Genomic DNA, 21,853 nt, shown 5'->3' with positions numbered 1-21,853 from the left:
TATGCACTCAGCACCCTCGTTGTAAAATGTCCTCAATCCAGGATCTCAACAGGGTCAGCCGTGAGTACAATTCAGTGCTCAGCGAGGAGCATCAGTTTGACCCGACTCACCGCATCGAAATCGCGCAAGCGATACGTGAGGTCCCGGACACGCGGTGCCGGTCCGCTGCAGAAGAGTGTCTCGAGACACCATTCTCCTTCATGGATATGATTCGTGGTCGTGATGACGTCCTGAAACTGATGTTGTACGTCGTGAATCTCTTCGATGACCGCTTCGTGTTCGTAATCGAAAGCGATGATAACGACGACGTCGCCTTCGATGTCCTCCAGTCTGGTGTGGGCCTCGATATACTCCTGCATCGCTTCGCGGACGCCACGCGAACGCGAATCTAATCCCTCTGCCTGCCACGTTTCATCGAACTCGGAGAGGAGGTCGTCGGGGATGTTGAAACTTGTGCGCATCGAGTATTAATCAGAACTGAATTCATATGAGTGTCTAGTAACTGTGGTAGCTATATTATGATTGGTTTCGGAAGTCATATATCCAGATCTACGGAACTCGGAATCGATGCACACACCAGATGGATTCTTACACCCGTGGATGGCAGGCGCGTTCCTCCTGATCGCCGGCGCGGTATTGGCCGTGGCCGCAATGCGAGCACGTGACTCGCTAACCGAGTATCGGATTCAATTGTTCGCCGTCGTCGCCGCAGCCGTGTTCGCCGGACAGATGCTCAACTGGCCGATCCCCGGCGGAACGAGTGCGCACTTCGTCGGCGGTGCGTTCGCCGCGATCGTACTCGGCCCTCACCTGGGGGCACTCGCCGTCGCTCTCGTTGTCGCCGTTCAGGCGCTCGTCTTCGGTGACGGCGGCGCGCTCGCACTCGGAGCCAACATCTGGAATATGGCTATCGTCCAAGCGTATGTCGGGTACGCAGTCTACGTAACACTCGCAGATCGCAACGAACTGCTGGCAATCGTGGCCAGCGGGTGGATCGGAATCACCGCTGCTGCTGCATCTGCCGGCCTCCAACTTGGCGTCTCACCTGGGTTCACCGGTGAGTTCATCGCGGTCGTCGCCATCATGACCGGTGGGCACTTCATCCTCGGTATCGGTGAAGGTGTACTCACCCTCGCAGGAGTGCGGCTTCTCGACCGCGCCGGCGTCGAATCCGAACAGCTCCAACCGGAGGGTATCCGCGCATGAGCGCCCGATCGTTTGTCCGGACACCATGGCAACGACGCTCGCTTGCCGGGCTCCTCGGACTCGTGGTACTCACACCAGCATTCGCATGGGCATCTGCGCGAACCGGGTACGCAGAGCCGATGGAGAACGCCGCTGTACTCGCCGGTGCTGCCTCCGAAGGTGTGCCGACCAGTGTGAGTCTCTTTGCGGGATACGCACTACCAGGACTTGGACCACACGCCGGAACACTGGGTGGCGCATTCCTCGGCACTCTGCTCACACTCAGCCTCGCGCTGGGGCTTGGACGGTTACTGGCTGCCGGGCGCTGAATCGGTTCCCACCCGGATACCCTGTTTCTCTCTGCGAGTCAGAACTGCAACCACTGTCGCCAGTATCGTCAGCGCAACAGCACCCGCAGCTGCAATCTCGTGTGCCGGGGAGACGTGCTGGACGGTGCCGTTCACAATCGGTTCGACCGGCAACAGGGTGTGATGCGGTGTCCCGACAATCGGGACGAAGTAGTCGACGAGGTCGTTGAATCCGTACCAGATCACGGCAACGAGAATCGCTCGACCCGGAAAGTCACTGTAGCGATGGATGAGGAACGCCTGGACGACCATCCCCAGGTGTGAGACGAACAGGAACGCGTACATCGCGTTCGAGGCGAGTTCTCGTCCGAGTAGTGGAACGACCTGCGATGGTGGCGTGACCGTCGCGAGAAACGCGTCTGCGAACACCGTCAGGACGTACGGCGTCCAGAGGCCGAGCTTGATACAACCGAAAAACGCCAACACGTTCAGGTACTCGTTCGACCGGCCGAGTTTGTACAGCGCCAGCGAGCAGGCGATGAACAGCGTAGCCGTCGGACTATCCGGGACAACCGGCCACGCGACGACCGGTTCGAGTTGGAACTGGGGGATGTAGTACCAGAAGCCGAATGCCGTTCCCGCGAGGTTGATCGCGACGATTACCCACGCGTACTGCAGGGCAACGATCTCGATCCGCCGAGGAAGTGGCGCGAGATACCGAGGGAGGCGCTCAGTCGTGTCCGCGCCCATCTGGAGAGGGTGTCTGTGTGGGTCCCAGGGTGTCGGCTTCTGTGAGGAGCGCCACCAGATCCGCTTCCGTCACCGGCTGTTCGGTCGCCCCCAGCCCTGCATCGCGAGCCACACGGACCGCACTCGGCGGGTGAAGGTTCGCGTCCGCCAACAGCGCGTCGTCGTAGAACACCGCTTTGGGCGTTCCACTTCCGACGACGTTGCCGTCGGCCATCACGCAGACTCGGTCTGCGACTTCAGCGGCAAATTCGAGGTCGTGCGTCGACAGGACGACGCTGATACCGTCCTCGTGAATCTGCTTGATCCGGTCGGCGACCAGTTGGGACCGCTCGGGGTCGAGCCCTGCGAGCGGTTCGTCCAGCACGACCACGCTCGGTTCGAGGACGAGCACGCCGGCGAGGCCGACGAGGCGTTTCTCGCCACCGCTCAGATAGTGAGGAATCCGGTCTTCGAGGTGGCCCGCGTCGACAGTCGCGAGCGCCTCACGAGCGCGTTCTCTCGCTTCGTCACCGGGGACGCCGTAGTTCTGGAGGCCGAACATCACGTCATCGAGGACCGTGGGCGCGACGAGTTGCGTATCGGCGTCCTGGAAGACGAACCCGACTTCCCGCCGCGCGTGTGCCTTGTTGTCTTCGGTGATCGGCGTGCCGTCGACGACGAGTTCGCCGTCGTCGGGAACGAGCGTCGCGTTCAGGTGTTCGAGGAGCGTCGACTTCCCGGCACCGTTGCCACCGACTAAGGCGACGACTTCGTCGGGGTACACCGAGAAGTCGACGTCGTGCATGCCGACCGTCCCGTCTGGGTAGGTGTGGGCCTCACACTGAAGATCGACGAGCGGTGAATCGTCTCGACTCACAGTCTCACCCCGTAGACCGCGACCGCTGCGTAGCCGACGACAGCGACGTACGACCCGATCACGACGAACAGTTCGTGGACCGGCGGTCGCGAGACGTCGCCGTACAGCGTGATGTCGCCGTTGTAGCCACGGGCTTCCATCGACTTGACGAGTCGTTCTGACTGTTCGATCGCCGACAACATCGTCATGCCGAGGATTCTCGCGTACAGCCGTTTGTTCGACCAGAACTCCGAGAAGTTCGCACCACGGGAGAGTGCGGCTTTCACGAGGTCCTCGAGCGTCTCGATCATGACGAACGTGAACCGATAGGTGAGCAACGCGATCTGGTCGATTGGCCGCGGGAGTAGTCGCCCGAGCATGTACGCGACGTCCGTGTATTTGGTCGTCATCGACGCCGTCAGCGCAAACGTGACGACCGTGAGTGATCGACAGCTGAGCTCCCCGAAGAGCACGAGCCCTGCCCACGTGACAGAAAGTTCACCGAGCGGTGTCGAGAGCGCGCCACCGATCGGTGTCCCCGGTTCGAGGAACGCCAGCGGCCCGGCGACCGAGACGATGAACAGCATCGGGAGCGTGTACCAGCCGGCCAACCGTCGGTATGGCAGTCCTGCGAGTCCGTAGACCACCAGTACGGCTCCGTACAGTCCGGCCAAGAGCGCAAGGCGGTTGAACACCGTGACGGCGAGGACGAGTGCACCGACGACGCCGACCTTCGTCCATGGGTTGACGCGGTGTAACGGTCCGTCTCGCCGTTCGGCGAACGCCGTGATGAGCCGCGGATCGGGAACGTGGTTCGAGAGTGTCGTCACGGTTACCGAGCCGGGCGTTCTCCGTCCTCGAAGCCACCGTAGCGGTCGACGTAGACGTACAATCCGATACCGAGGACAACCAGTACGAGGACGATCGCGCCGAATTCGAGCATCATTCCGCCCTTCCGAATGGGGCCGGCCACCACGATACCGCGGCCGAAGTCGACAAGCGAACCGCCACCCTCCTGCACACCGCGCTGGAGTGCCTGTGCGGAGCGTTTGGCCCACGGCAGTGCGCCGCCGGTTGCGGTGAAGCCCCAGTACCCAGCGGCGAGAAAGGTAACGAAGAGGCCAGCAAGACCACCGTACTGCTTCCAGCGCTGCATCAGGCCGTCACCCCGGTCGGCTCCTCCTGGGTGTCACGGTCGGCGAGGCCGACGAGGTCGGGGCGGACGGAGGCGAGGAACTGAACGATGAAGCCCGTCAGGATACCCTCGATGACGGCGACGCCGAGGTTGAGCCCGACGAGACCGGCGACGGCAATCGTCAGATCACCGCGCGGCAGCGCGCTCCCGTTCACGCCGCTGATGACGATGATCGCCCCCATCAGGAACGCGCCTGCGGAAAGGCCGAGCGTCGCGGCACTGGCGCTGGCGGGGAAGACGTCCCAGTCCATCCCCATCAGGGTCTTGAACGCGTAGTAGGCGACGATAGCTTCGCTCGCGTTGACGAGCGTATTCGCGCCGATCAGACCGACCGCACCGTGCCCGAGCGCCGCCGAGAAGATGTTGACGACCAGCGCGATCAACGCACCGAGCAGCGGCCCGGCGAGAATCCCAACGAGGCCGGTGAGGTTCATGTGGATGCCACCCCAGACGGGGATATTCAGCTGGAAGATTGCGAAACTCGCTGCCGCACCGATGCCGGCGAGTGCGATCTGGTGGGTCTTGATTCCGCCCTTGCGGATCCGATAGACGACTGCACCGACGAGTGCCACGCCGAGGGTCGTCCACAGCACAAGTGCCCACAGGGGGAACGAGCCTTCACCGAGGTGGATGTGTGCCATCGTGTTATTAATAACAATAGTTGTTATATTAAATCTGGCCATATCTAATCTGTCAGTTAATATCTCGGCGGATAGCTAATATGAGAGCTTAGTAAGGAGGGCATATTGACACGGACACTCTCGACGAATCGGATACTGGCCAATACCTGAACGCTTGCAGAAAATGACGACCATCTCACCGTAGGTTCGCTTAGTGGTTCTTGGACTCAATCGATCTCGATGAGATCGTATGCATTCAGAAGAAGAGTCGCAACTTTTCACGACAGAAAGACGACAAGGCAAATCCGCCCGGCTACCGGAAACATGGCGACGAACGACCACGTTCCACGGTTACGTTCAAAGAAGACGGGTTCAAACACGACTCCGAGAACAATCGAGTTCGACTCTCGAAAGGCTCGAACCTGAAGAAACACTTCTCGGACTTCTTGCTCTGCGAGTACCAGACTCGTCCTGACGTTGACCTCTCGGTGCAGAACGTTCGTACGGTCTGGAACGATGACGAGTGGGAACTGCACTTCGTCTGTAAATATAATATATATTTGGGCCGTATGCATAAATTTGATTTCTAAATTTAATGTATTTTCCAGCTGCATCCCATTCTCAGACGTTTATTATATTAAGTACATTAATATCAGAAAATATTGTTTGCATAAGTCACCGAGTCACTATCATAATCCTCTGTAACGACCGATTTGTTCAATCGTCTACTGGCCCGAAGTCGCTGACCGATACGCGCTCTATATTCAGCACGACGACTGAAACCCCACAACGAATGAGAATTTCAACGAAGTAGCCGACGTGTTGCGAAGATAGAGGGTGTCATAGAACAGTTACCACACCAAAGAGCAGGGTGAACGCTGAGTTGGAATGAGTTCAGCGACCCTGCAAGATGATCCTTCGGTAGAGTCGTTCTTCAATGTCGCGGAGACCGAGACGTTAGCGTTGTTTGAGCATCTTTCCTTCGAGTTTCTCGAAGAGTTCGACGTGTTCGCCCCGGCGGAGACGGGGCGAACACGAGATCACGAGCCACCAGAGTTGATGCGCGGCTTCCTCCATTGCTACTACCACGGTGTCTATCGACTCCGTCCGGTTGAGCGGGAGCTTCGGAACACGGTTGTCTGGCTTAGCTGCGGGTTCGATCGACCGCCGTCGAGAGACGCGGTCGATCGCCTTCTCACCGATCTTGAACACGTCGTTTACGAAGTGTTCGAGAGACTCGTCGAGCAGGCCGCGCCGGGCGGCCTGCTCGACTTGACGTACTCCATCGATTCAACCGATGTGAGAGCGATGGCGGCCGATCCAGACGCGTCGACATGCTACGATCCAACCGCTGAAGAGTACTACTACGGCTACGGCTGTACAATCGTCTCGACCGGACAAAAAATCCCGATTGCAGCCGAGTTCACTGAGAGCAAACAAGCGCTGGAAGAGACGGCGATGCGCGTCACGCGTGACGCACTCGCCGTCGCCAGGCCGGTGTGGATGCTTGGAGACAGCGCCTACGACACGCTCGACTGGCACGACCACCTGCTGGCCGCAGGGGTCGTGCCAGTCGTTCCGTACAACCCACGAAATACTGACGCCCCGAAAGACATCGAGTACAGGGTCGAAGACCGCATCAACGAACACGGTGAGGATGTTCAGCTGAAGCAATCGATCTTAGACGAGACGTACAACCGGCGGACAGGAGTAGAACGAACCAACGAAGCAGTCAAAGACTGCGGCCTCGGGCGCACTCACGCTCGAGGCCGCGTCCACGCACGAGCGCAGGTGTTCCTTGCGCTGTGTCTTCGCCTCGTCGTCGCAATCACCAACTACGAACGTGGTGACAATCCGGGAAGTACCATAATCATGGTGTGAGAGGTCTTCTATGGCACCCTCTATACCGAATGAATGGTCCGAGACTAGCGTCGGGACGACGCCCACCACACAGACTTTCGGTCACCAACCCGAAACAGTACCCCCCATGCCCGCGGACTTCGAATCCCGCTTCGATGTCGACTACGAGGGTGAACTACCGGCGAGCCTCGACGAGACCGCGCTCAAGCGGATGGAGACGGTCGCGTATATACTCGACGAGAGTGTGCGCGTTCCCGGCATCGGTTTCCGCATCGGAATCGACCCCGTTCTGGGGGCACTCCCCGTTGCTGGCGACGTGGTGAGTGGCGCCTTCTCCTTGTACATCGTCGCCGAGTCGGCGCACCTCGGAGTCACCTTCACGACACTTGTGGAGATGCTCGCCAACATCACCATCGACGTGGCGGGTGGATCCATCCCCTACGTTGGTACTGTGATCGACGCGCTCTGGAAGGCGAACAAACGCAACGTCGCGCTCGCACTGGAGGACCTCGCCGAAGTGGTGGAGACGGACGGGTCCGGCGACAGGACAGGCGGCGGCGTCGAAATCCCCGTCGAACCTGACAACTGAGTGGGACCGCTGGGCTATACGTGCTCGTCAAGGAAACCGAACTGTAAGTTGCTACTACAAAATACGTTGCCGACCTCAACGACAAATACGCGATAACGCTCCCTCAGAGATAGAACCCAAACAACCCCACCGCGTCGTACGGCCTACCTGAGCGCGTTCAGCGCGTCCTCGTGCTCCCCCCATCCCAGTCACCGCTGTCGGACCGCAGGCCTGCGCCGGCGCGCACCGCGATGAACGCCGAGACTGCGACGAGGCGGGCGCCGCCACAGCGGCTCCGGTGCTGAGGGTTCGGCGGACATGGCACCACGTCTGCCGACGTCCTGCCTTTGAGCGGGTCGAGGGTCGGTTCTACGTCAGACCGCCAGGTGCCAGAACGGTCTGCTGAGGTATGCCAGGGGGTTCGACGCCCGGCGGCTTATCCGTCACGGGACGTGGACGCGTCCAGACCGACGAGTTCGTCGCCCGGAATTTTCAATCGTGAGCGGAATACGGACGGTATGAGCGACAGTGAAGGAAGTCGCCCAAGCGACACGATGCGGGAGCGCGTACCGGAGAGCAGTCGGAAATTCTGGCTACTGTTGAATGCGAACCGGTGGCTGGTCGCCGCCGGAATCTCGGGCGGCGTGTTCCTCGCACTTGCCATCGTTGGGCAACTCCACCCGATCGGGACGCTGGCGCTGTTCAGCCAGGCGGACCCTATCGAGACGCTGTTCCAGGGGTTGCTCACGTCCATCATCACGGCCGTCACGCTCGTACTCACGCTCAGCCAGCTCGTACTCTCCCAGGAACAGGGGCCGATCGGGGACCAGCGTGAACGCATGGAGGGTGCGATGGCGTTCCGGAAGGACGTTGAGGACGTCATCAAGGAACCCGTCAGTCCCGCCCAGCCCTCGGCGTTCCTCCGGTCGCTCGTGAAACTCACGAAGCGCCACACGGACGCCCTCCAAGACGCCATCGCAGACATCGACAACGACAACCTGAACGACCAGGTGGCCGCGTTCACAGAGAACGTGAAGAAAAACGCGGACGCCGTCCAGAATAATCTCGAAGGGTCCCAGTTCGGGGAGTTCGACGTGGTCTTCTCCGCGCTGAACTACAACTACTCGTGGAAGTTGTATGCGGCGCGCCGCATTCGCGCAGAGAACGAGGACCTGCTCACCGAGGAAGCGCACCACGCGTTCGACGAACTCATCAACGCGCTCGAACTGTTCGGGCCGGCACGCGAGCACTTCAAGACGCTGTACTTCCAGTGGGCGCTCATCGACCTTTCCCGGACGATGCTGTACGCGTCCATACCCGCGCTCCTCACGGCGGTCGCGGGCATCGTCTACCTCGAACCGGCGCTGTTCCCAGGGACCGTATTCGGCGTGCGCACACTGGTTGTGGTGGTGAGCGCTGGCGTGGCCATTTCCCTGTTGCCGTTCGCGTTCCTATTGTCCTACATCCTCCGCATCGTCACCGTGACGAAGCGCACACTCTCCATCGGGCCGTTCATCCTCCGGGAGACTGACCGGTCCCGCGACCTCGACTGGGGAGAAACCAAAGCGAAGAGCGGGGAGAACTCGGGTGTCGGCGACAAGGGTGAGTAAAGCAGATGTCGGCCGTTCGCTCGGCTTAGTGATCCGTCAACCGAGGACTGACGAGTTAGTGATCACGTGGTTTGAACCGGCGTTTCGATGATAGAATGGCCGTCCATATCAACGGCACCGCGATGTCTCTCAGGAGACACAAGACTCGTCGAGACACGGGATCCCGAACTGAGTGAGCTGCCGGACCAACGGTCAAACATCGACACAGTATGTCCGTCGACCACTTGATTACTGTCGGGAAGTCGTGACCCATACAGAGTACGAATACGCGTAGCGGGACAGACTGCGGAGAGACTCTCCCGATGGAGAGAAGCACAGTCTCCGATTTATCGGTCGAGGAAAGAGGTCACCTCCGACGAGATCAGTCCCGGTGCTTCGCCGGGGCCGCTGTGACTAACACCGTCAAACTCGACGAAGCGGCTGTGGGGTAGCGTCTCGTGGACGTCGCGAGCGCTTTTCCGCAGAAAGGCCGGACCGTCGGTACCAGACATAACAAGTACGGGAGCGTCGATGTCGAAATGGGTGGGCAGTTCGTATTTTTCGACGGCGCGGTTCATTCGGACGACTTCTTCGGCGAGGTCGACGCAATCCGGCCAGACCGGCCATCCTGCCAGCCATCCCTCGAGATCGTCGATTCCATCCGGGTGGAGAACCGTCTCGATGTATCGTTTGACTGCTTCGCATCGCTGTCCATCCTTGATGAGTTGCTCCATTCGATCGGCGAGATCTGCCTGCTCGCGAAAGCCATCGGGGAGGATGGCCGGTTCGTAAGCGAGGACAGCCTCGACCTCTGCATCTCTCGCAGTCTCGAGTGCAGTCAGCGCGCCGAACGAGTGGCCGAACAGGATCGATTTGCCGTCGACAGCGTCGACAAGTGAGCATACGTACTCGGTTTCGCGATCAAGCACGTCAGCGGCACTCGTCGTCTCAAGACTGTCCAGACAGGTTCCGAACCCCGGCCGCCGAGGAAGAACAGCACCGAAGTCATCGAAGTGCGGCACGACTGTGTCCCAGTACTCTCGCGGAGCCATGCCGCCATGAAGTAGTATCAGCGGCCGACCGTCGCCACGACGTTCGTAGGCAACTTCTGTGCCATCTGCAGACTGTGTCATCGACATGTATCATCACGTTGCCGGAGGAGTGAGCTAAGACATTCTCTCAGTCATGCGGCTTTTTAAATAAGGGTGGCAATCTTGGGCCTACTTTCGAGCAGAGAGGAGCTAATCCCGAACGAGTTGTTGAGACTGGGAGGACACAACGAGGCTATCGTATATCCGGCGATTTTCGGCAGTCCCTTTAGCGTCCGCATAGAGGATTATGTATGGGCCTCGTCGCCGAATTCGAGATCCACTGCGAGGCACTTCCTCTGACTGGGGTCGCAGCGGATGTCTCCGAAGCGACATTGATTTTGGAGTTACAGTTCAACCATGGGAACCGGCCCCTGTTTCTGGTCACCGCGAGGGGCGGGCCCCAGAGAGACCTTGAGCACGCCCTCAGTGCCGCCCACGATGTAGAGAGATGGACGTTCATCGGTCAGGCCGAAGATACGCGCCGGTATCAGATACGGCCAGCGCTGAGTTTCGAAGAACAGCTTGGAGACGAGATTGATGAACTCACTGGGCTCAAAGCACTTGCGACAGCTGAGGCCATCATCGAGCGGATCGAGGTGAGGGACTACGGATGGAACCAAACGGGTTGGTTCGCCAGTCGAAACGCGTTCACCGATTTCTCGCATTTCTGGCAGCACAACGCCAGTTTTCAATTGCGCCGTCTCACGCAGGATGGGGAGACTGAACCACCGGGCGAGGGACTCACTGACCGCCAACACGAGGCGCTCCGAACGGCCTACGAATTGGGCTACTTCGACATCCCTCGACGAACGTCTCTGGAAGATGTTGCCACAGAGTTGGATCTCTCTGCCTCCTCCGTCTCCGAACGACTACGGCGTGCTCAAACCCAACTCATCGAGGAGACGGTGGCACCGACGTGGCCACCACTCTCCACCTGAGGGCGAGACCCCGGCAATGAGCGACGTTATCGTGTCGATCCGCGCCGTTGTGGCACTGACCGAGTCGCCTGCTAGCCACCCGGAGAAAGCACCAATCACGAGCGACTTACAACAGTCAATCTCGACCGAGAAAACACTCGAGTTACTAACCAAACCGCAGCGACGACAGGTTCCAAGATCGGTTATTCGAAGGAGAGCCTGCTAATGTCCACGTGTTGACGGTAGACCTATTGACTCAGATGTCGGAATCGGCATTGAATTCGAGCTGCCCGTTGAGGACAGCCGTGTGGTCGGGTGCCTCCGTCTCAATGAGTTCCACAGTGTTCTCGATGACGAGTCCGCGGGCTGACTTGGGCCAGTGGCTGATAGTGAGCGTAATAAACACACTTTCATCGGCGAGAGTACCGAATTCATCTACCTCCAAGACCGCGCCCCTCTCGTTTTGGGATAGTGATATGGGTAGATTCGGACTTTCATTATCCTCAGGAGGCTGAACTGAGAGTCGTATCGGGGTCCCGTTACTGTCCGGAGTCACGAACCGCTGTGTAAGTGACTGGAGACGGGTGTCTACACGGTGGGAGATGGATATAAAAAGGCTTCTCGGCGTGATATCCATATTGGGATCGACACCCACGATGGCGAATTCAGTGTTATCGCCGCGGAATTCGAGGTATTTCGCGTTATCGTGGTTGTCGTGTGTTACGGTCGGGTTCGTGTATTCATACGGATTATTGTAACTGGTTGCCGGTGGTTCGCCGGACCGTCTCGGCGAACCACCGGTAATGACTTACAATAAACAGTATCAGTCCGTAAGCCGGGTGAGCCACAACCCGCGATGATGGTGGAGGTTGCGGTCAAGCCAGTCGCGAGGAATGCACGGCGGCGCATAACTGTGAATTTATTCGCGATATTCCAAAGTTCTCTTGGAAATCTGTTGTGAGCCGCGTGCTGGATACGCGCATTCAATTCAGCACGGAGGATGAGAGTTGATGGATGTTAGACCGGTTTCATCGGTGATGGACTTGCCGAAGAGCGTCAGCCGTGGCTCGTCCGGAGATGCGGATGTACTTCTGCGCTGTGGCCAAGTCGCTCCACCCCATGAGCGCTTGGAGTGGAACCGGCGCAACCCCTTGGTAGGCGTGGTAGCTGGCAGCGGTCGCACGGAGACAATGCGGATAGACCCGGCCATCAATGTCTGCTGCCTCGGCGGCAGCTGTCACTCTTCTATTGACAGTAGTACGGGATCGAGGGAACGAGTCGTACCGGTCAGTGAACCGCTCCAAACACAACTCCAACCGGAGCGACAGATCAATCGGTATCGACCGGGCGGAAGCAACCGTCTTCGGGTGCCAGCGAGTGTCCATCGCTTCTTCATGTGTGAGTTGCTCGTTGTGAGTCGTCTCTTGTGCTGCTTGCCGACGACAATAGCCGCACTCACAGGGTTCGTGTTGTGGAATGCGAAGCAGCATCCGATCCCAATCGAGCCAGTCTGCCCGGAAGTGTGCGATCTCACCAGCCCGGAGCCCGAGTCGGCCACCAGCTAGACACACGAATCGTGCCTGCAAGTCTCGCGGTTCCGGCAGTGAACTACACGCTTCCAAGAGGAGTTCGAACTCCCGGTCCGTGAGGACATCCTCGTGAGTGTGCCGCGTCGTCAGGGATTGTCGATGCTGCTGAGCCCATTCATTCGACTGCTGATAGTTGTCCGTCATCCACCACAAGAACGCTGTTCCCCCGAATTCAAAGGCGGCATATCAGTGACAAGTCAACAGAGTGCCCGCTGAATTAGAGGCAAGAGGCTGGCGGCTACATCGGGAGTCATACAACCTTAGAAGCCCCTATTCAATTACCTCGAAGTGTTGGCCTGATGGTACAGTGAAACCGCTACCTGAACACGTCTGTGTTCGCTAATCGAGTATATCGGGGTCGTCTTGATCAAGTGGGTCTTCGACCTCACCAATAATGGTCTCTAGCAGGTCGGTGACAGTCACCTGCCCGACCACATCGCCCTCCTCGATGACGAGCGCGAGTTCCTGCCCTTCCGTCTGGAACTGATCGATCGCATCACTCACGTCGGTATCGGGTGAGAGCGTCATCGGCGGTGCTGCCAGTTCAGTGAACTCGCGGTCACCGGCGAACAGTTCTTCACGGTGGTTGAACAGCGCCGGACTGTAGACGACTCCACGGAAGTCGGTCAGGTTCTCACCAATCAGCGGATACCGCGTATGTGGGTGCTCTTCGAGTTTCCCGAAGTTCGATTCGAGATCGTCTTCAGTAGACAGTGCCACGATATCCTCGGGCGGAATCATGACCTCTTCCACCGATTGTTCGCCGATGGTCAAGGCGTTCATCACTTCCTCACGGCGGTCCTCAGCCACCTCGCCCTCTTTGAGTACCGATCCAAGCTGGTTCCGGAGGTCTGCACGGGTTTTGATGATTTCCTCACCGGTTTCTGTCCATGATTGGGTCATCTCGATACCGAACAGGCCGAGTGTTGCCTTTGCAACCGAGTCACCGACCCAGATGGCCGGAGCGAGTATTTTGGCAAACCAGTACAGTGGTCGTGCTCCATACTGGGCGACCTGTTTGGAGCGTTCAACGCCGAGGTACGTCGGTGTCTGTTCGCCGTGGGTGAGATGGACTAGGTTGATAAGAAGAAATCCGAGGAGCGAACCAGCCCCGATCGATGCCAGGGTCGTGTTTTCGAACAGCGGTTCGAACAGGGCTGCGAGTCCGGGTTCGGCGATAATCCCCAGTGCAATACTGGTCCCGGAGATCCAGACCTGACACGTCGTCAGGTAAAACTCCAGGTCGTTAGTCATCTCCCATGCGAGTTCGAGTCCGGGTGTGTTGAGCTCCGATTTGGGGTACTGCCTGAGACGGGTCAGGGCGAATTCGATTGCAACAAAGTAGGCGTTCACCCCGATAAGAACGATTCCACCGAAAATCCGTAGTCCGACCTCGAGCGGTTCCATCATCGGACCGTACTGACAGTAGACAGAAAATAGTGTTCACATCGAGACAATGACGAAGACACAAAAAGCACGGTACACAGGCACAACCAGGTCACAAGATACGCGCCCTGTATTCAGCACAGACTCAACAAACTATCAGTGAGCGAGGGTTTCAACAGAGCCGGTCAAGCATATCATCCTCCTTGGTGGAGGGCTATTTTGTCTCTCAACGATCGTTGGAGCACTTACAATCCCATCACTCACGTTCTTCCCTATTCTCCAATTACTCTTCTTTGGAGGCATCATAGCCACCGCCCTTCTACCATACGGTCTGCTCAGAAGAAAACCACACCCCACTTCTCCAGAACCGGCATAGGAATTCATTTTCAAACATCCCAGCGCTTCACGAATGAGGTTAAGATAGTAGACGGTGGGTCGGGTGTAACAGACCGTCCTACACCCCAACCGTCGAGTGTGAATCTGCCAAAATAGGGCGTTACAACTCTCATTGCTACAGATCTATTTTGGCCGGAGGAGAACCAACCGTCGAATGAATAAAATAGTCCCGCTAGGACAGATACACCCCGGCCGTCGAGTGTAAATTCGTCCAACTCAGCTGTCACAAATCTTCTTACTACAAATGTCTCTTTATGAGACATCGACCGGCCGTCTAATGTATATCATTGTTTTGTTGGTCTACGCCCCGCACAGTAGTTGAGGCTGGCCGTCTCAATTTATAGGACATCTGGCGGGGTTCATAAATAGTATGAAGACGTACTCTGGGATAGAACGATGGGACGAATCACTGGTTCCTATCCTGACGACCTCGACCTCCTCATTGAGGGCGCTGTGGAGGCTGGTGTGTTCGGAGGCAAGAGCGACGCGCTGCGCGAGTTCGTGCGCGAATATTTCGAGGACCACGAAAACGAACGCATCGCTGCGGCAGTCGCCCTCTACGAACGCGAACGAATTACGCTCGGTGATGCTGCACGACTCGCTGCTATCGACCGCTGGACAATGCGGGATATTCTCCGTGAGCATGGTGTGGAACTCCGGCTCGGGCTCGTGGATGAGGAGGATGCGGCCTACGAAGCGGAGACGGCGACAGAACTCGAATTCGATGATGAGCCTGCTGATAACGAGACATCGGACTCGCAATGACGACTGCCGATATTCCAGCGGACCCAAGCGTTCTCAATACGACTGTTCTATCAAACTTTGCCTACATCGACCAGTTGTGGGTAGTAGCTGGACTCTCAAGAATCTGTACAGTACCGGTCGTTCGCGAAGAACTTCACAATGGTGTCGACGATCATCCCTACCTCCAGTCGGCATTGGACATACTAGATAATGAGATCCCGGTCACGACGGTCTCGGACACTGTTGCAAATAGAGAAGCGGTTGTCAGCGACCATCTTGATCCCGGAGAAGCACAGGCGTTTGCACTTGCTGACGCACACGATGGTCGGTTACTGACGGACGACGGTCCACGTGACAGACGAGGGTGAGAACCTTCGGATCGACCGCATCACGATCGACGTGAAGTTCGATACCCAGAAGCCGACACAGTACGTTAGCGCGTACGCAGTACTGGACCACGCACATTTCAACACGATGCACAGAGACCCGACGCTGGGCGGACAAGTTCCGATCGAGAGGTCCGGTACCGTCGAACTCCACGGTGGCACGGTCTCCTTGCCGCTTGACAGTACGATGTTGAAACTGATAGTGATGCAGAACGCGCCGCTGTACGTCGAGCACAGAGATATCCGAGAACTTCTATAGTCGCCACGTCCACAGACTCCTTGCTAGCGGGGAAAACACCTCACAATCACGTTCTTGCTGGTGGTCGAACGTGTCATAGAATTCGGTTTGGGTGAACACACGCCCGTTATTGGCCCCAGTGAAAGCGGCCCCAAGTTTCCGTGTCCGACGAGTGTTGCTCGTGTCGGAACCGAAAAGCAAACGAGGCGAGAGTAGTTCGCATCGGCTTCGGCGGGTATACTATGAGTACTCATGAAAGACGAATAACTAGTATCACCTTATTGTCAGTGAACAGTCCGTCTACAGGTCGAGCCGATGGACTGCCATCTGCATAACAGAATTTTTTACTTTGCCCTTAGGAGCGCTCGATATGGAACGACGTGAATACGCGACACTGCTCGCTACTATGGGGATCGCACCTCTCTCGGGGTGTGGAGCAATCGAGGCGGTTCTGGGAGGCAAAAGTGAAGAGCAAGAGAGAATCGAGCGAATCAAAAACGAAGCCAAATCCCCCAGTTGGAGCGAATTAATGGAGAATATGGACGAGTGGAAAGGCGAGCCAGTCCATTATTCGGATGTCGACATCTCCGCGATCGACGAGACGAACAATGGGTCATACCACATGTCCGTCGCCCATCCAGACCATGGCGGTTCTGGCGATAAAGTGCTGCGATGTACCTGGTTTGGAGATCAGGTCGACATCGAGAACACGTTCGACATCTGGGGCACCGTCGAAGGGACTCATACCTACTCTTTCGGTGAGGAGAGAACGGTCCCCGACATCAGGTTGGTCGAGATACAACCGAGTGAGTAACGCTACAGAGATTTATGCTATCAGTGGTTGAGTTTTCGGGTTTCAGTCTTCAAAACCTCAGCCATAGCACTCACTCAACTCAGCAGCCGCTCAAAACCCATAGAGCGTGTCATAGAACCCTTCTATGACACGCTCTATATGATCTATAGTCAGTAGCGGGTACAGCCCAATCCGACTTATCCTTTGGATTCCTGTTCAGCCAGTCGGCGTTTGATGAGATAGCCCGCAGTCCCAAGTGTCGCGATGCTACTTGGAATCCCGAACCCCGGCCCTGTCGTAGATGTTTGGCTATCACCCGTCTCCAGCGGTCCGGTCACACGCGAACCCTCACTTGACCCGCTGACGCCGGCATCAATTGCATAGAGATTGCCATCCCAACCCCCAACGAAGACAGTGCCATCGGCGACGATGGGTGACGAGTGAACTTCATCGCCGGTCTCGAAGGCCCACTGTTTCTCCCCACTCTCGGCGTCCACTGCGTAGAGATGTTTATCATCACTCCCGACGAAGATGGTTCCATCAGCCACCGTCGGCGACGACTCGACAAAATTGTCAGTTTCAAAGGCCCACTGTTGGTCGCCGCTCTCGACGTCGACCGCATAGAGGCTGACGTCGAGACCCTCTTCGAGATCAGTGCCACTTCCGACAAAGACGGTTCCATCGGCAACCGTCGGGGAAGAATAGATTGCGCCCGCTGCTTCGAAGGCCCACTGTTTCTCACCGCTCTCGGCATCAATTGCGTAGAGATGGCTGTCAGCACTCCCGACGAAGACGGTGCCATCAACTACCGTCGGCGACGAATAAATCATCTCGTCGGATTCGAAGGCCCACTGTTTCTCGCCGGCATCTCCGAGGAATCCGGTATCGGTACCAATCGCGTAAAGTTTGGTACCACCCCCGACGAAAACGGTGCCATCAGCCACTGTCGGCGCCGAATATTTATTGGTAGAAATGGTGTCGATGCTCCACTTTTTATCACCACTCTCGACATCTACCGCATAAATCGAGTCGTAGCCGCTTGAAAGGAAGACTGTGTCATCGACTACCACCGGCTTCGAACGATATTGAACACTGACTGATGAAGGGAAACTCCACTTTTGTTCGCCACTCTCAGCATCAACTGCATAGAGGGTGCTGTCACCGCTCCCAATAAAGACGGTGCCATCGGCCACCGTCGGCGACGATCGAATCTTCCCACGGGTCTCAAAGATCCACTTTCGCTCTCCACTCTGTGCATTGACAGCGTAGACATTTTCATCGTGACTCCCAAAGAAAACGGTGCCATCGGCTACCGTGGGCGACGACACAACACGGTCCCCAGTATCGAATGCCCACCGTTGGCGAGAAGTCGATGAGGTATTCTGCGCTGCTGCGGGTGTCGTTGCCAGTATTGATGCCCCAATCGCACTACCGCCGATTTTGAGTGCTTCTCGACGAGTAGAAGTAATGTCTCTGGGCTGCCCACAGTCATTTGTATTCATCAGGAAAACACAGATTTTTCCTCTTGTAAAAATCTTCTAATCATGTTGGCCTTTCCTGACAGCCACTACGTGGACTCTCTGTACTGAGCGCTTCGTGGGTCTCCTGTCACTATCTCACGATTCGTCTGATGACTCATGGGTGGGCGGTATCGAGCAGTTAGATGAATTCTTGACCCTCTCGTGGCCACTCTCCTCCCGTGGCCCTGACACGTGAGTCTCGCCGCACTGTCTTCCGGCAGATCGCCCAGCGATCCTCCGCCGACTGGCCCACCTACGAGTCGAGCCCGCTGTTCGATCGCTCATCCCTCCCAGCGCTGGAATCGGACGTTCGCCTCGTTGCGGAACCATGGTTCCAGCATGACGATCACGAGGCCGTCGAACCATTCGTCCACGCAGTGCCGCTGGCATACGTCCAGTTCGATGCCCACGACCGATACACAGGCTCAACGAGCTACGAGATGGAGACGCTGTTTCGCCTGTTCCTCCTGAAAGAATGCCATGGCTGGAATCACGAAACCGCGCTCGTCGAATCCCTCACCAAACATCCCAATCTCTGTGATCAACTTGGCCTGGAGTCGGTCCCCGATCAGTCAACCCTGTGGCGCAGTTGGCACCATCGCTTCACTGCTGAACTCCAAGCTACAGTCGAGACCGCAGCGCGAACGATCCTCATCAAAGCACAGAACGCAGGTGTAACAGTCCCGCGCGAACCAGACCGACAGAGCCGCAGACACCATGACGAAAATAAAGAATCGGACCCCGATGATCAGACCGTATTAGAGCAGGCCGAGACCCTCACTGATCGCGTCAGCGACGTTGCGTTCCCTGCGTTCTCACTGGACCGAGGCGAGGGCTGTGAGATCCACGAGAACGCCTACTGGGACCTCCAGACCTATCTCGGGCTTCGAGAGAACTTGGCTGTCAACGAAGGCGCTCGGAGTTTCATTCATGAGTCCAATAGGGAGCGGACACCACTTGGCCACGCACACCGTGATCACGTCCGTGATCTCTCGGTCAAGCAGATACGCGAGATGTATCGACAGGCGGTGAGTCGACTGCTGGACCGGGTAGCAGAGACAGAACAGTTCTTCCGAGCCGGCATTGTCGCGATCGACATCACTGAATCTAGCCCCTTCACGGGCGATCGAGCCGGCCACGAAGACGAGATTATTGGGACAAAGGAGAAAACCGATGAATACGCCTACCAGTGGGCGACCGTCCAACTGGTTGGGAATGCTGTTCCAATCGTGCTAGACGCACGGCCAGTACGCAAAGGGGACACCCGCAAGGAGATCGTCGAGGACCCCTTGGATTCGGCAGAGGCAGCCGTTCACGTCGATAACGTACTGATCGACCGGGAGTTCGACAGCCAGCATATCCTGGAGATGATCAGCCAGCGCGGTCTGTCCTACGTGGTGCCCAAACGGATGCAGACCAGCGAAAAAGCGCAGGCGAAACGACTTCTCAAGCGGGGGAAGGACCGCTACGAGACTGACCGGAAACTGCATCTCGGCGACAACGAGTGGCACTCGACGACACTGATCTACCGACGTAAAGAGAACTCCGAGCGCACCGATCATCAGCAGTATTCGGTGTTCATGACGAATCGAAATAGCGGCCTCCTTACTGAGTACGGGGGGAGTTGAGACTACAGCGGGTATAGCGGGCCTCTAATGCGTGGTTTCGGTCGAATCGTAGAGGCGAATCTGCGTCAGATCGCTTTCTGAACGGCCATTCCTATTCCCCAGACAACCAATACAGGAGATTTCCGAGACTCCGGATAGTGTCGCTACTCAGGTGCCGGGCTATCACGGGGAGAGAATTACGGTACTATCCGATTCCTGTCTCCTTCTTCAGCAGCGTCAGCGTATTATCGGCTGTCACAATGGGCGAATGCTCGCATTCACCGGTCAACTGCACCTGTATCAGCAGGTCCACAGCCCGCTAAATCGAGTACAAGAGGCACGCGAACGCGAAGTAGAAGAACCGTAGGCCGAAGTGCTTCGACGTTGTGGCGGCCATGAACCGCTTGATCGACTTGTACCCGCTCTCAATCTCCCATCTGTATCCGTACTCCAGTAGTTGAGACTGGTGTTCTCAATGCATATGATCCCAATTATCCACGCCCACTAATCAATTTTAGTTGGACTACATCAATTCAATTGGGCAAGCTTTATGTGACAGTCCTCACCACCAAATATTGCGGTCGAAATCGAGAGGCCCCATATCTGGGGTTAAGACCCTGGAGGATTAAGTAGTGACAACTATGAACTGCCCGGACTGCGGGAACGAGCGAACACGCGTCATCGATACAGGGACCAGTGCCGACGGAACCTCCGTCCGACGGCGCCGCGAGTGTCAACGCTGTTCGTTCCGCTTTACGACCTACGAACGTCCGGAGTGGGAGGCACTCCAGGTGAAAAAACGCGACGGAACCATCGAATCGTTCGACCGACAGAAACTCCGCGCCGGGATCGAGCGAGCCGTTGAGAAGCGAGATGTGACCGAGACAACAGTGACTGCTCTCGTCGACGATATCGAGAGCGAACTGCAAGGTCGGGAGGCGCGTATCGTCTCTTCGAATCTCATCGGCGAACTCGTCTCTGCGAACCTCCGCACGCTCGATAAGGTAGCTTACATTCGATTTGTCTCCGTTTACAAAGCATTCTCTGAGCCGCAGGAATTCCTGAGAGAACTTGACGCAGTCTTGGATGCAGAACTCGATGACTTCGAAGCCTCGAACAGCTCACTATGACACAAACATACGCAGATCAAACGAATGTTCGGTCAATCCTTGACCAGGCAAGCATGACCCACGTCCAGACGTACAGAGAACGACGGAAACAGAAACCAACCAACAGAGGACGATTCCTCCGGAGTACGTGCCAATGAATGAAAACAAAACCATAGGCGGAGATCCAGAGACCGACATCTTCTCGGAACGAACACAGCTTAAGCCGTATGAGTACACCGATTTCCTCGAGTACAAAGACGCAATACGGAACAGCTACTGGGTTCACACGGAGTTCAACTTCTCAGGAGACGTTCAAGACTTCAAGATTAACACGACTCCGGCCGAGAAGACCGTCATCAAACGGACGATGCTGGCTATCGCGCAAATCGAGGTCCAGGTCAAAACCTTCTGGGCAGAAATCTACGACGAGATGCCCAAAGCGGAGATCGGGAACGTCGGCATGACCTTCGCCGAGAGCGAGGTCAGACACATGGATGCGTACAGCCACCTCCTCGACATCTTGGGGATCACGGAGGACTTCGAGGAGGTGACCGACGTACCCGCAATCGAGGAGCGGATCGACTACCTCGACGAGTACCTCGAGAAGAGCGAGAGCGACGATAAACAGGAGTACGTGATGAGTCTCCTGCTGTTCTCCACGTTCGTTGAGCACGTCTCGCTGTTCTCGCAGTTCCTCATCATGACGAGCTTCGACAAACACGAAAAGAAATTCAAGGGGATCGCGAACGCCGTCGAAGCGACCAGCAAGGAGGAGCAGATTCACGGACTGTTCGGTGTCGAACTCGTGGAGACGATTCGCGAGGAGAATCCGGACCTCTTCGACGAGGACTTCGAAGAAGAGGTCCAAGCGGCCTGTCAGCAGGCGTTTGAGGCAGAGATGAAGATACTGGACTGGATCTTCGGTGAGGGCGAATTGGAGTTCCTTCCCCGGGCGCACGTCGACGCGTTCCTGCGGGACCGGTTCAACCAGAGCCTCGAGAACGTCGGTGTCGAGCCGATATTCGACCCGGACGATGACCTGCTCGAGGAGACACGGTGGTTCGACGAGGACATCATGATGACGAAGGACAACGACTTCTTCAGCAAGCGGTCGACCACGTACAACAAGCACGCACAGAGCGTCACCGCGGAGGAAATGTTCTAACG

The 21,853-nt window shown here is 57.1% G+C and carries 22 protein-coding genes and 3 pseudogenes; 13 read left to right on the top strand and 12 right to left on the bottom strand.

Annotation, left to right across the window (positions count from 1 at the left end; genetic code table 11):
* Window positions 1-71: 71 nt before the first annotated feature.
* A complete protein-coding gene (locus NO364_RS07800) occupies window positions 72-461 on the bottom strand; it encodes a CopG family ribbon-helix-helix protein (RefSeq protein ID WP_257628995.1) in 390 nt (129 codons plus the stop codon).
* A gap of 106 nt (window positions 462-567) precedes the next feature.
* On the opposite strand from NO364_RS07800, the gene NO364_RS07795 reads away from it, so the two are divergent.
* Entirely contained in the window at window positions 568-1,206 is a 639-nt protein-coding gene (locus NO364_RS07795; protein ID WP_257628994.1) for an energy-coupling factor ABC transporter permease, read from the top strand.
* Between the two features lie 287 nt (window positions 1,207-1,493).
* On the opposite strand, the gene NO364_RS07790 is transcribed toward NO364_RS07795, so the two are convergent.
* The 5 genes from NO364_RS07790 to NO364_RS07770 all read right to left on the bottom strand — a co-directional run bounded on the left by NO364_RS07790 (window position 1,494) and on the right by NO364_RS07770 (window position 4,914).
* A complete protein-coding gene (locus tag NO364_RS07790; RefSeq protein WP_257628993.1) occupies window positions 1,494-2,243 on the bottom strand; it encodes a DUF1405 domain-containing protein in 750 nt (249 codons plus the stop codon).
* Entirely contained in the window at window positions 2,224-3,027 is an 804-nt protein-coding gene (locus tag NO364_RS07785; RefSeq protein ID WP_343218008.1) for an energy-coupling factor ABC transporter ATP-binding protein, read from the bottom strand. The genes NO364_RS07790 and NO364_RS07785 overlap by 20 nt, the downstream gene beginning before the upstream one ends.
* Window positions 3,028-3,095: 68 nt before the next feature.
* Complete coding sequence (locus NO364_RS07780) at window positions 3,096-3,908, bottom strand: energy-coupling factor transporter transmembrane component T family protein (RefSeq protein WP_257627555.1); 813 nt, start codon at window positions 3,906-3,908, stop codon at window positions 3,096-3,098.
* 2 nt (window positions 3,909-3,910) lie between these two features.
* A complete protein-coding gene (locus NO364_RS07775) occupies window positions 3,911-4,234 on the bottom strand; it encodes a cobalamin transport operon protein (RefSeq protein WP_157688000.1) in 324 nt (107 codons plus the stop codon).
* Entirely contained in the window at window positions 4,234-4,914 is a 681-nt protein-coding gene (locus tag NO364_RS07770) for an energy-coupling factor ABC transporter permease (RefSeq protein WP_157688001.1), read from the bottom strand. Before NO364_RS07770 ends, NO364_RS07775 begins: the two co-directional genes overlap by 1 nt.
* 260 nt (window positions 4,915-5,174) lie before the next feature.
* Here NO364_RS07770 and NO364_RS07765 point away from each other — a divergent pair.
* The 4 genes and pseudogenes from NO364_RS07765 to NO364_RS07750 all read left to right on the top strand — a co-directional run.
* Window positions 5,175-5,450, top strand: a pseudogene (locus NO364_RS07765) (RNA-guided endonuclease TnpB family protein); the annotation flags it as partial.
* Between the two features lie 331 nt (window positions 5,451-5,781).
* Window positions 5,782-6,774 (top strand): transposase, encoded by a 993-nt coding sequence (locus NO364_RS07760; protein ID WP_157688002.1) that lies wholly within the window; start codon window positions 5,782-5,784, stop codon window positions 6,772-6,774.
* Window positions 6,775-6,880: 106 nt separating this feature from the next.
* Window positions 6,881-7,342, top strand: a complete 462-nt coding sequence (locus NO364_RS07755) for a DUF4112 domain-containing protein (protein ID WP_157688003.1) — start codon at window positions 6,881-6,883, stop codon at window positions 7,340-7,342.
* Between the two features lie 497 nt (window positions 7,343-7,839).
* Window positions 7,840-8,931, top strand: a complete 1,092-nt coding sequence (locus tag NO364_RS07750; protein ID WP_257628991.1) for a DUF7972 family membrane protein — start codon at window positions 7,840-7,842, stop codon at window positions 8,929-8,931.
* 326 nt (window positions 8,932-9,257) lie between these two features.
* Here NO364_RS07750 and NO364_RS07745 read toward each other — a convergent pair whose 3' ends face one another.
* The gene (locus NO364_RS07745) at window positions 9,258-10,049 is read right to left on the bottom strand and encodes an alpha/beta fold hydrolase (RefSeq protein ID WP_257628990.1); all 792 of its coding nucleotides are present in this window, start codon (window positions 10,047-10,049) and stop codon (window positions 9,258-9,260) included.
* Window positions 10,050-10,252: 203 nt separating this feature from the next.
* Here NO364_RS07745 and NO364_RS07740 point away from each other — a divergent pair, with 203 nt between their 5' ends.
* On the top strand, window positions 10,253-10,939 hold the full coding sequence (locus NO364_RS07740; protein ID WP_157688006.1) for a helix-turn-helix domain-containing protein: 687 nt from the start codon (window positions 10,253-10,255) through the stop codon (window positions 10,937-10,939).
* 235 nt (window positions 10,940-11,174) lie between these two features.
* On the opposite strand, the gene NO364_RS07735 is transcribed toward NO364_RS07740, so the two are convergent.
* From NO364_RS07735 to NO364_RS07730, 3 genes are all read right to left on the bottom strand, one after another.
* On the bottom strand, window positions 11,175-11,723 hold the full coding sequence (locus NO364_RS07735; protein WP_474509147.1) for a DUF8121 family protein: 549 nt from the start codon (window positions 11,721-11,723) through the stop codon (window positions 11,175-11,177).
* Between the two features lie 223 nt (window positions 11,724-11,946).
* On the bottom strand, window positions 11,947-12,651 hold the full coding sequence (locus tag NO364_RS18340; RefSeq protein WP_420191836.1) for a tyrosine-type recombinase/integrase: 705 nt from the start codon (window positions 12,649-12,651) through the stop codon (window positions 11,947-11,949).
* A gap of 195 nt (window positions 12,652-12,846) precedes the next feature.
* Window positions 12,847-13,914, bottom strand: a complete 1,068-nt coding sequence (locus NO364_RS07730; protein WP_394352057.1) for a CNNM domain-containing protein — start codon at window positions 13,912-13,914, stop codon at window positions 12,847-12,849.
* 771 nt (window positions 13,915-14,685) lie between these two features.
* Between NO364_RS07730 and NO364_RS07725 the strand changes: the two genes are divergently transcribed.
* From NO364_RS07725 to NO364_RS07710, 4 genes and pseudogenes are all read left to right on the top strand, one after another.
* On the top strand, window positions 14,686-15,054 hold the full coding sequence (locus tag NO364_RS07725; protein ID WP_257628988.1) for a UPF0175 family protein: 369 nt from the start codon (window positions 14,686-14,688) through the stop codon (window positions 15,052-15,054).
* Window positions 15,051-15,380 (top strand): annotated as a pseudogene (locus NO364_RS07720) (PIN domain-containing protein); the annotation flags it as partial. The gene NO364_RS07725 and the pseudogene NO364_RS07720, both read left to right, overlap by 4 nt.
* Window positions 15,381-15,384: 4 nt before the next feature.
* Window positions 15,385-15,678, top strand: a complete 294-nt coding sequence (locus NO364_RS07715) for a hypothetical protein (protein ID WP_257628986.1) — start codon at window positions 15,385-15,387, stop codon at window positions 15,676-15,678.
* Window positions 15,679-16,027: 349 nt separating this feature from the next.
* Entirely contained in the window at window positions 16,028-16,471 is a 444-nt protein-coding gene (locus NO364_RS07710) for a hypothetical protein (RefSeq protein ID WP_157688012.1), read from the top strand.
* Between the two features lie 176 nt (window positions 16,472-16,647).
* On the opposite strand, the gene NO364_RS07705 is transcribed toward NO364_RS07710, so the two are convergent.
* Entirely contained in the window at window positions 16,648-17,859 is a 1,212-nt protein-coding gene (locus tag NO364_RS07705) for an outer membrane protein assembly factor BamB family protein (RefSeq protein ID WP_425492014.1), read from the bottom strand.
* A 290-nt stretch (window positions 17,860-18,149) separates the two neighbouring features.
* On the opposite strand from NO364_RS07705, the gene NO364_RS07700 reads away from it, so the two are divergent.
* Window positions 18,150-19,598, top strand: coding sequence for a transposase (locus NO364_RS07700; RefSeq protein ID WP_257628984.1), 1,449 nt, complete (start codon window positions 18,150-18,152; stop codon window positions 19,596-19,598).
* 184 nt (window positions 19,599-19,782) lie between these two features.
* Here the strand turns inward: NO364_RS07700 and NO364_RS07695 are convergent.
* Window positions 19,783-20,034: pseudogene (locus NO364_RS07695) on the bottom strand (transposase); the annotation flags it as partial.
* Between the two features lie 184 nt (window positions 20,035-20,218).
* On the opposite strand from NO364_RS07695, the gene nrdR reads away from it, so the two are divergent.
* Window positions 20,219-20,707, top strand: a complete 489-nt coding sequence (nrdR, locus tag NO364_RS07690) for a transcriptional regulator NrdR (RefSeq protein WP_257628983.1) — start codon at window positions 20,219-20,221, stop codon at window positions 20,705-20,707.
* A 133-nt stretch (window positions 20,708-20,840) separates the two neighbouring features.
* Window positions 20,841-21,851, top strand: a complete 1,011-nt coding sequence (locus NO364_RS07685; protein ID WP_257628982.1) for a ribonucleotide-diphosphate reductase subunit beta — start codon at window positions 20,841-20,843, stop codon at window positions 21,849-21,851.
* Window positions 21,852-21,853 lie beyond the last annotated feature (2 nt).

Source organism: Haloplanus salinarum (genome assembly GCF_024498175.1).
Classification (GTDB): Archaea; Halobacteriota; Halobacteria; order Halobacteriales; family Haloferacaceae; genus Haloplanus; species Haloplanus salinarum.
Note: the sequence above shows the minus strand (reverse complement) of the source record. Positions and strands in the feature narration are given on the sequence as shown.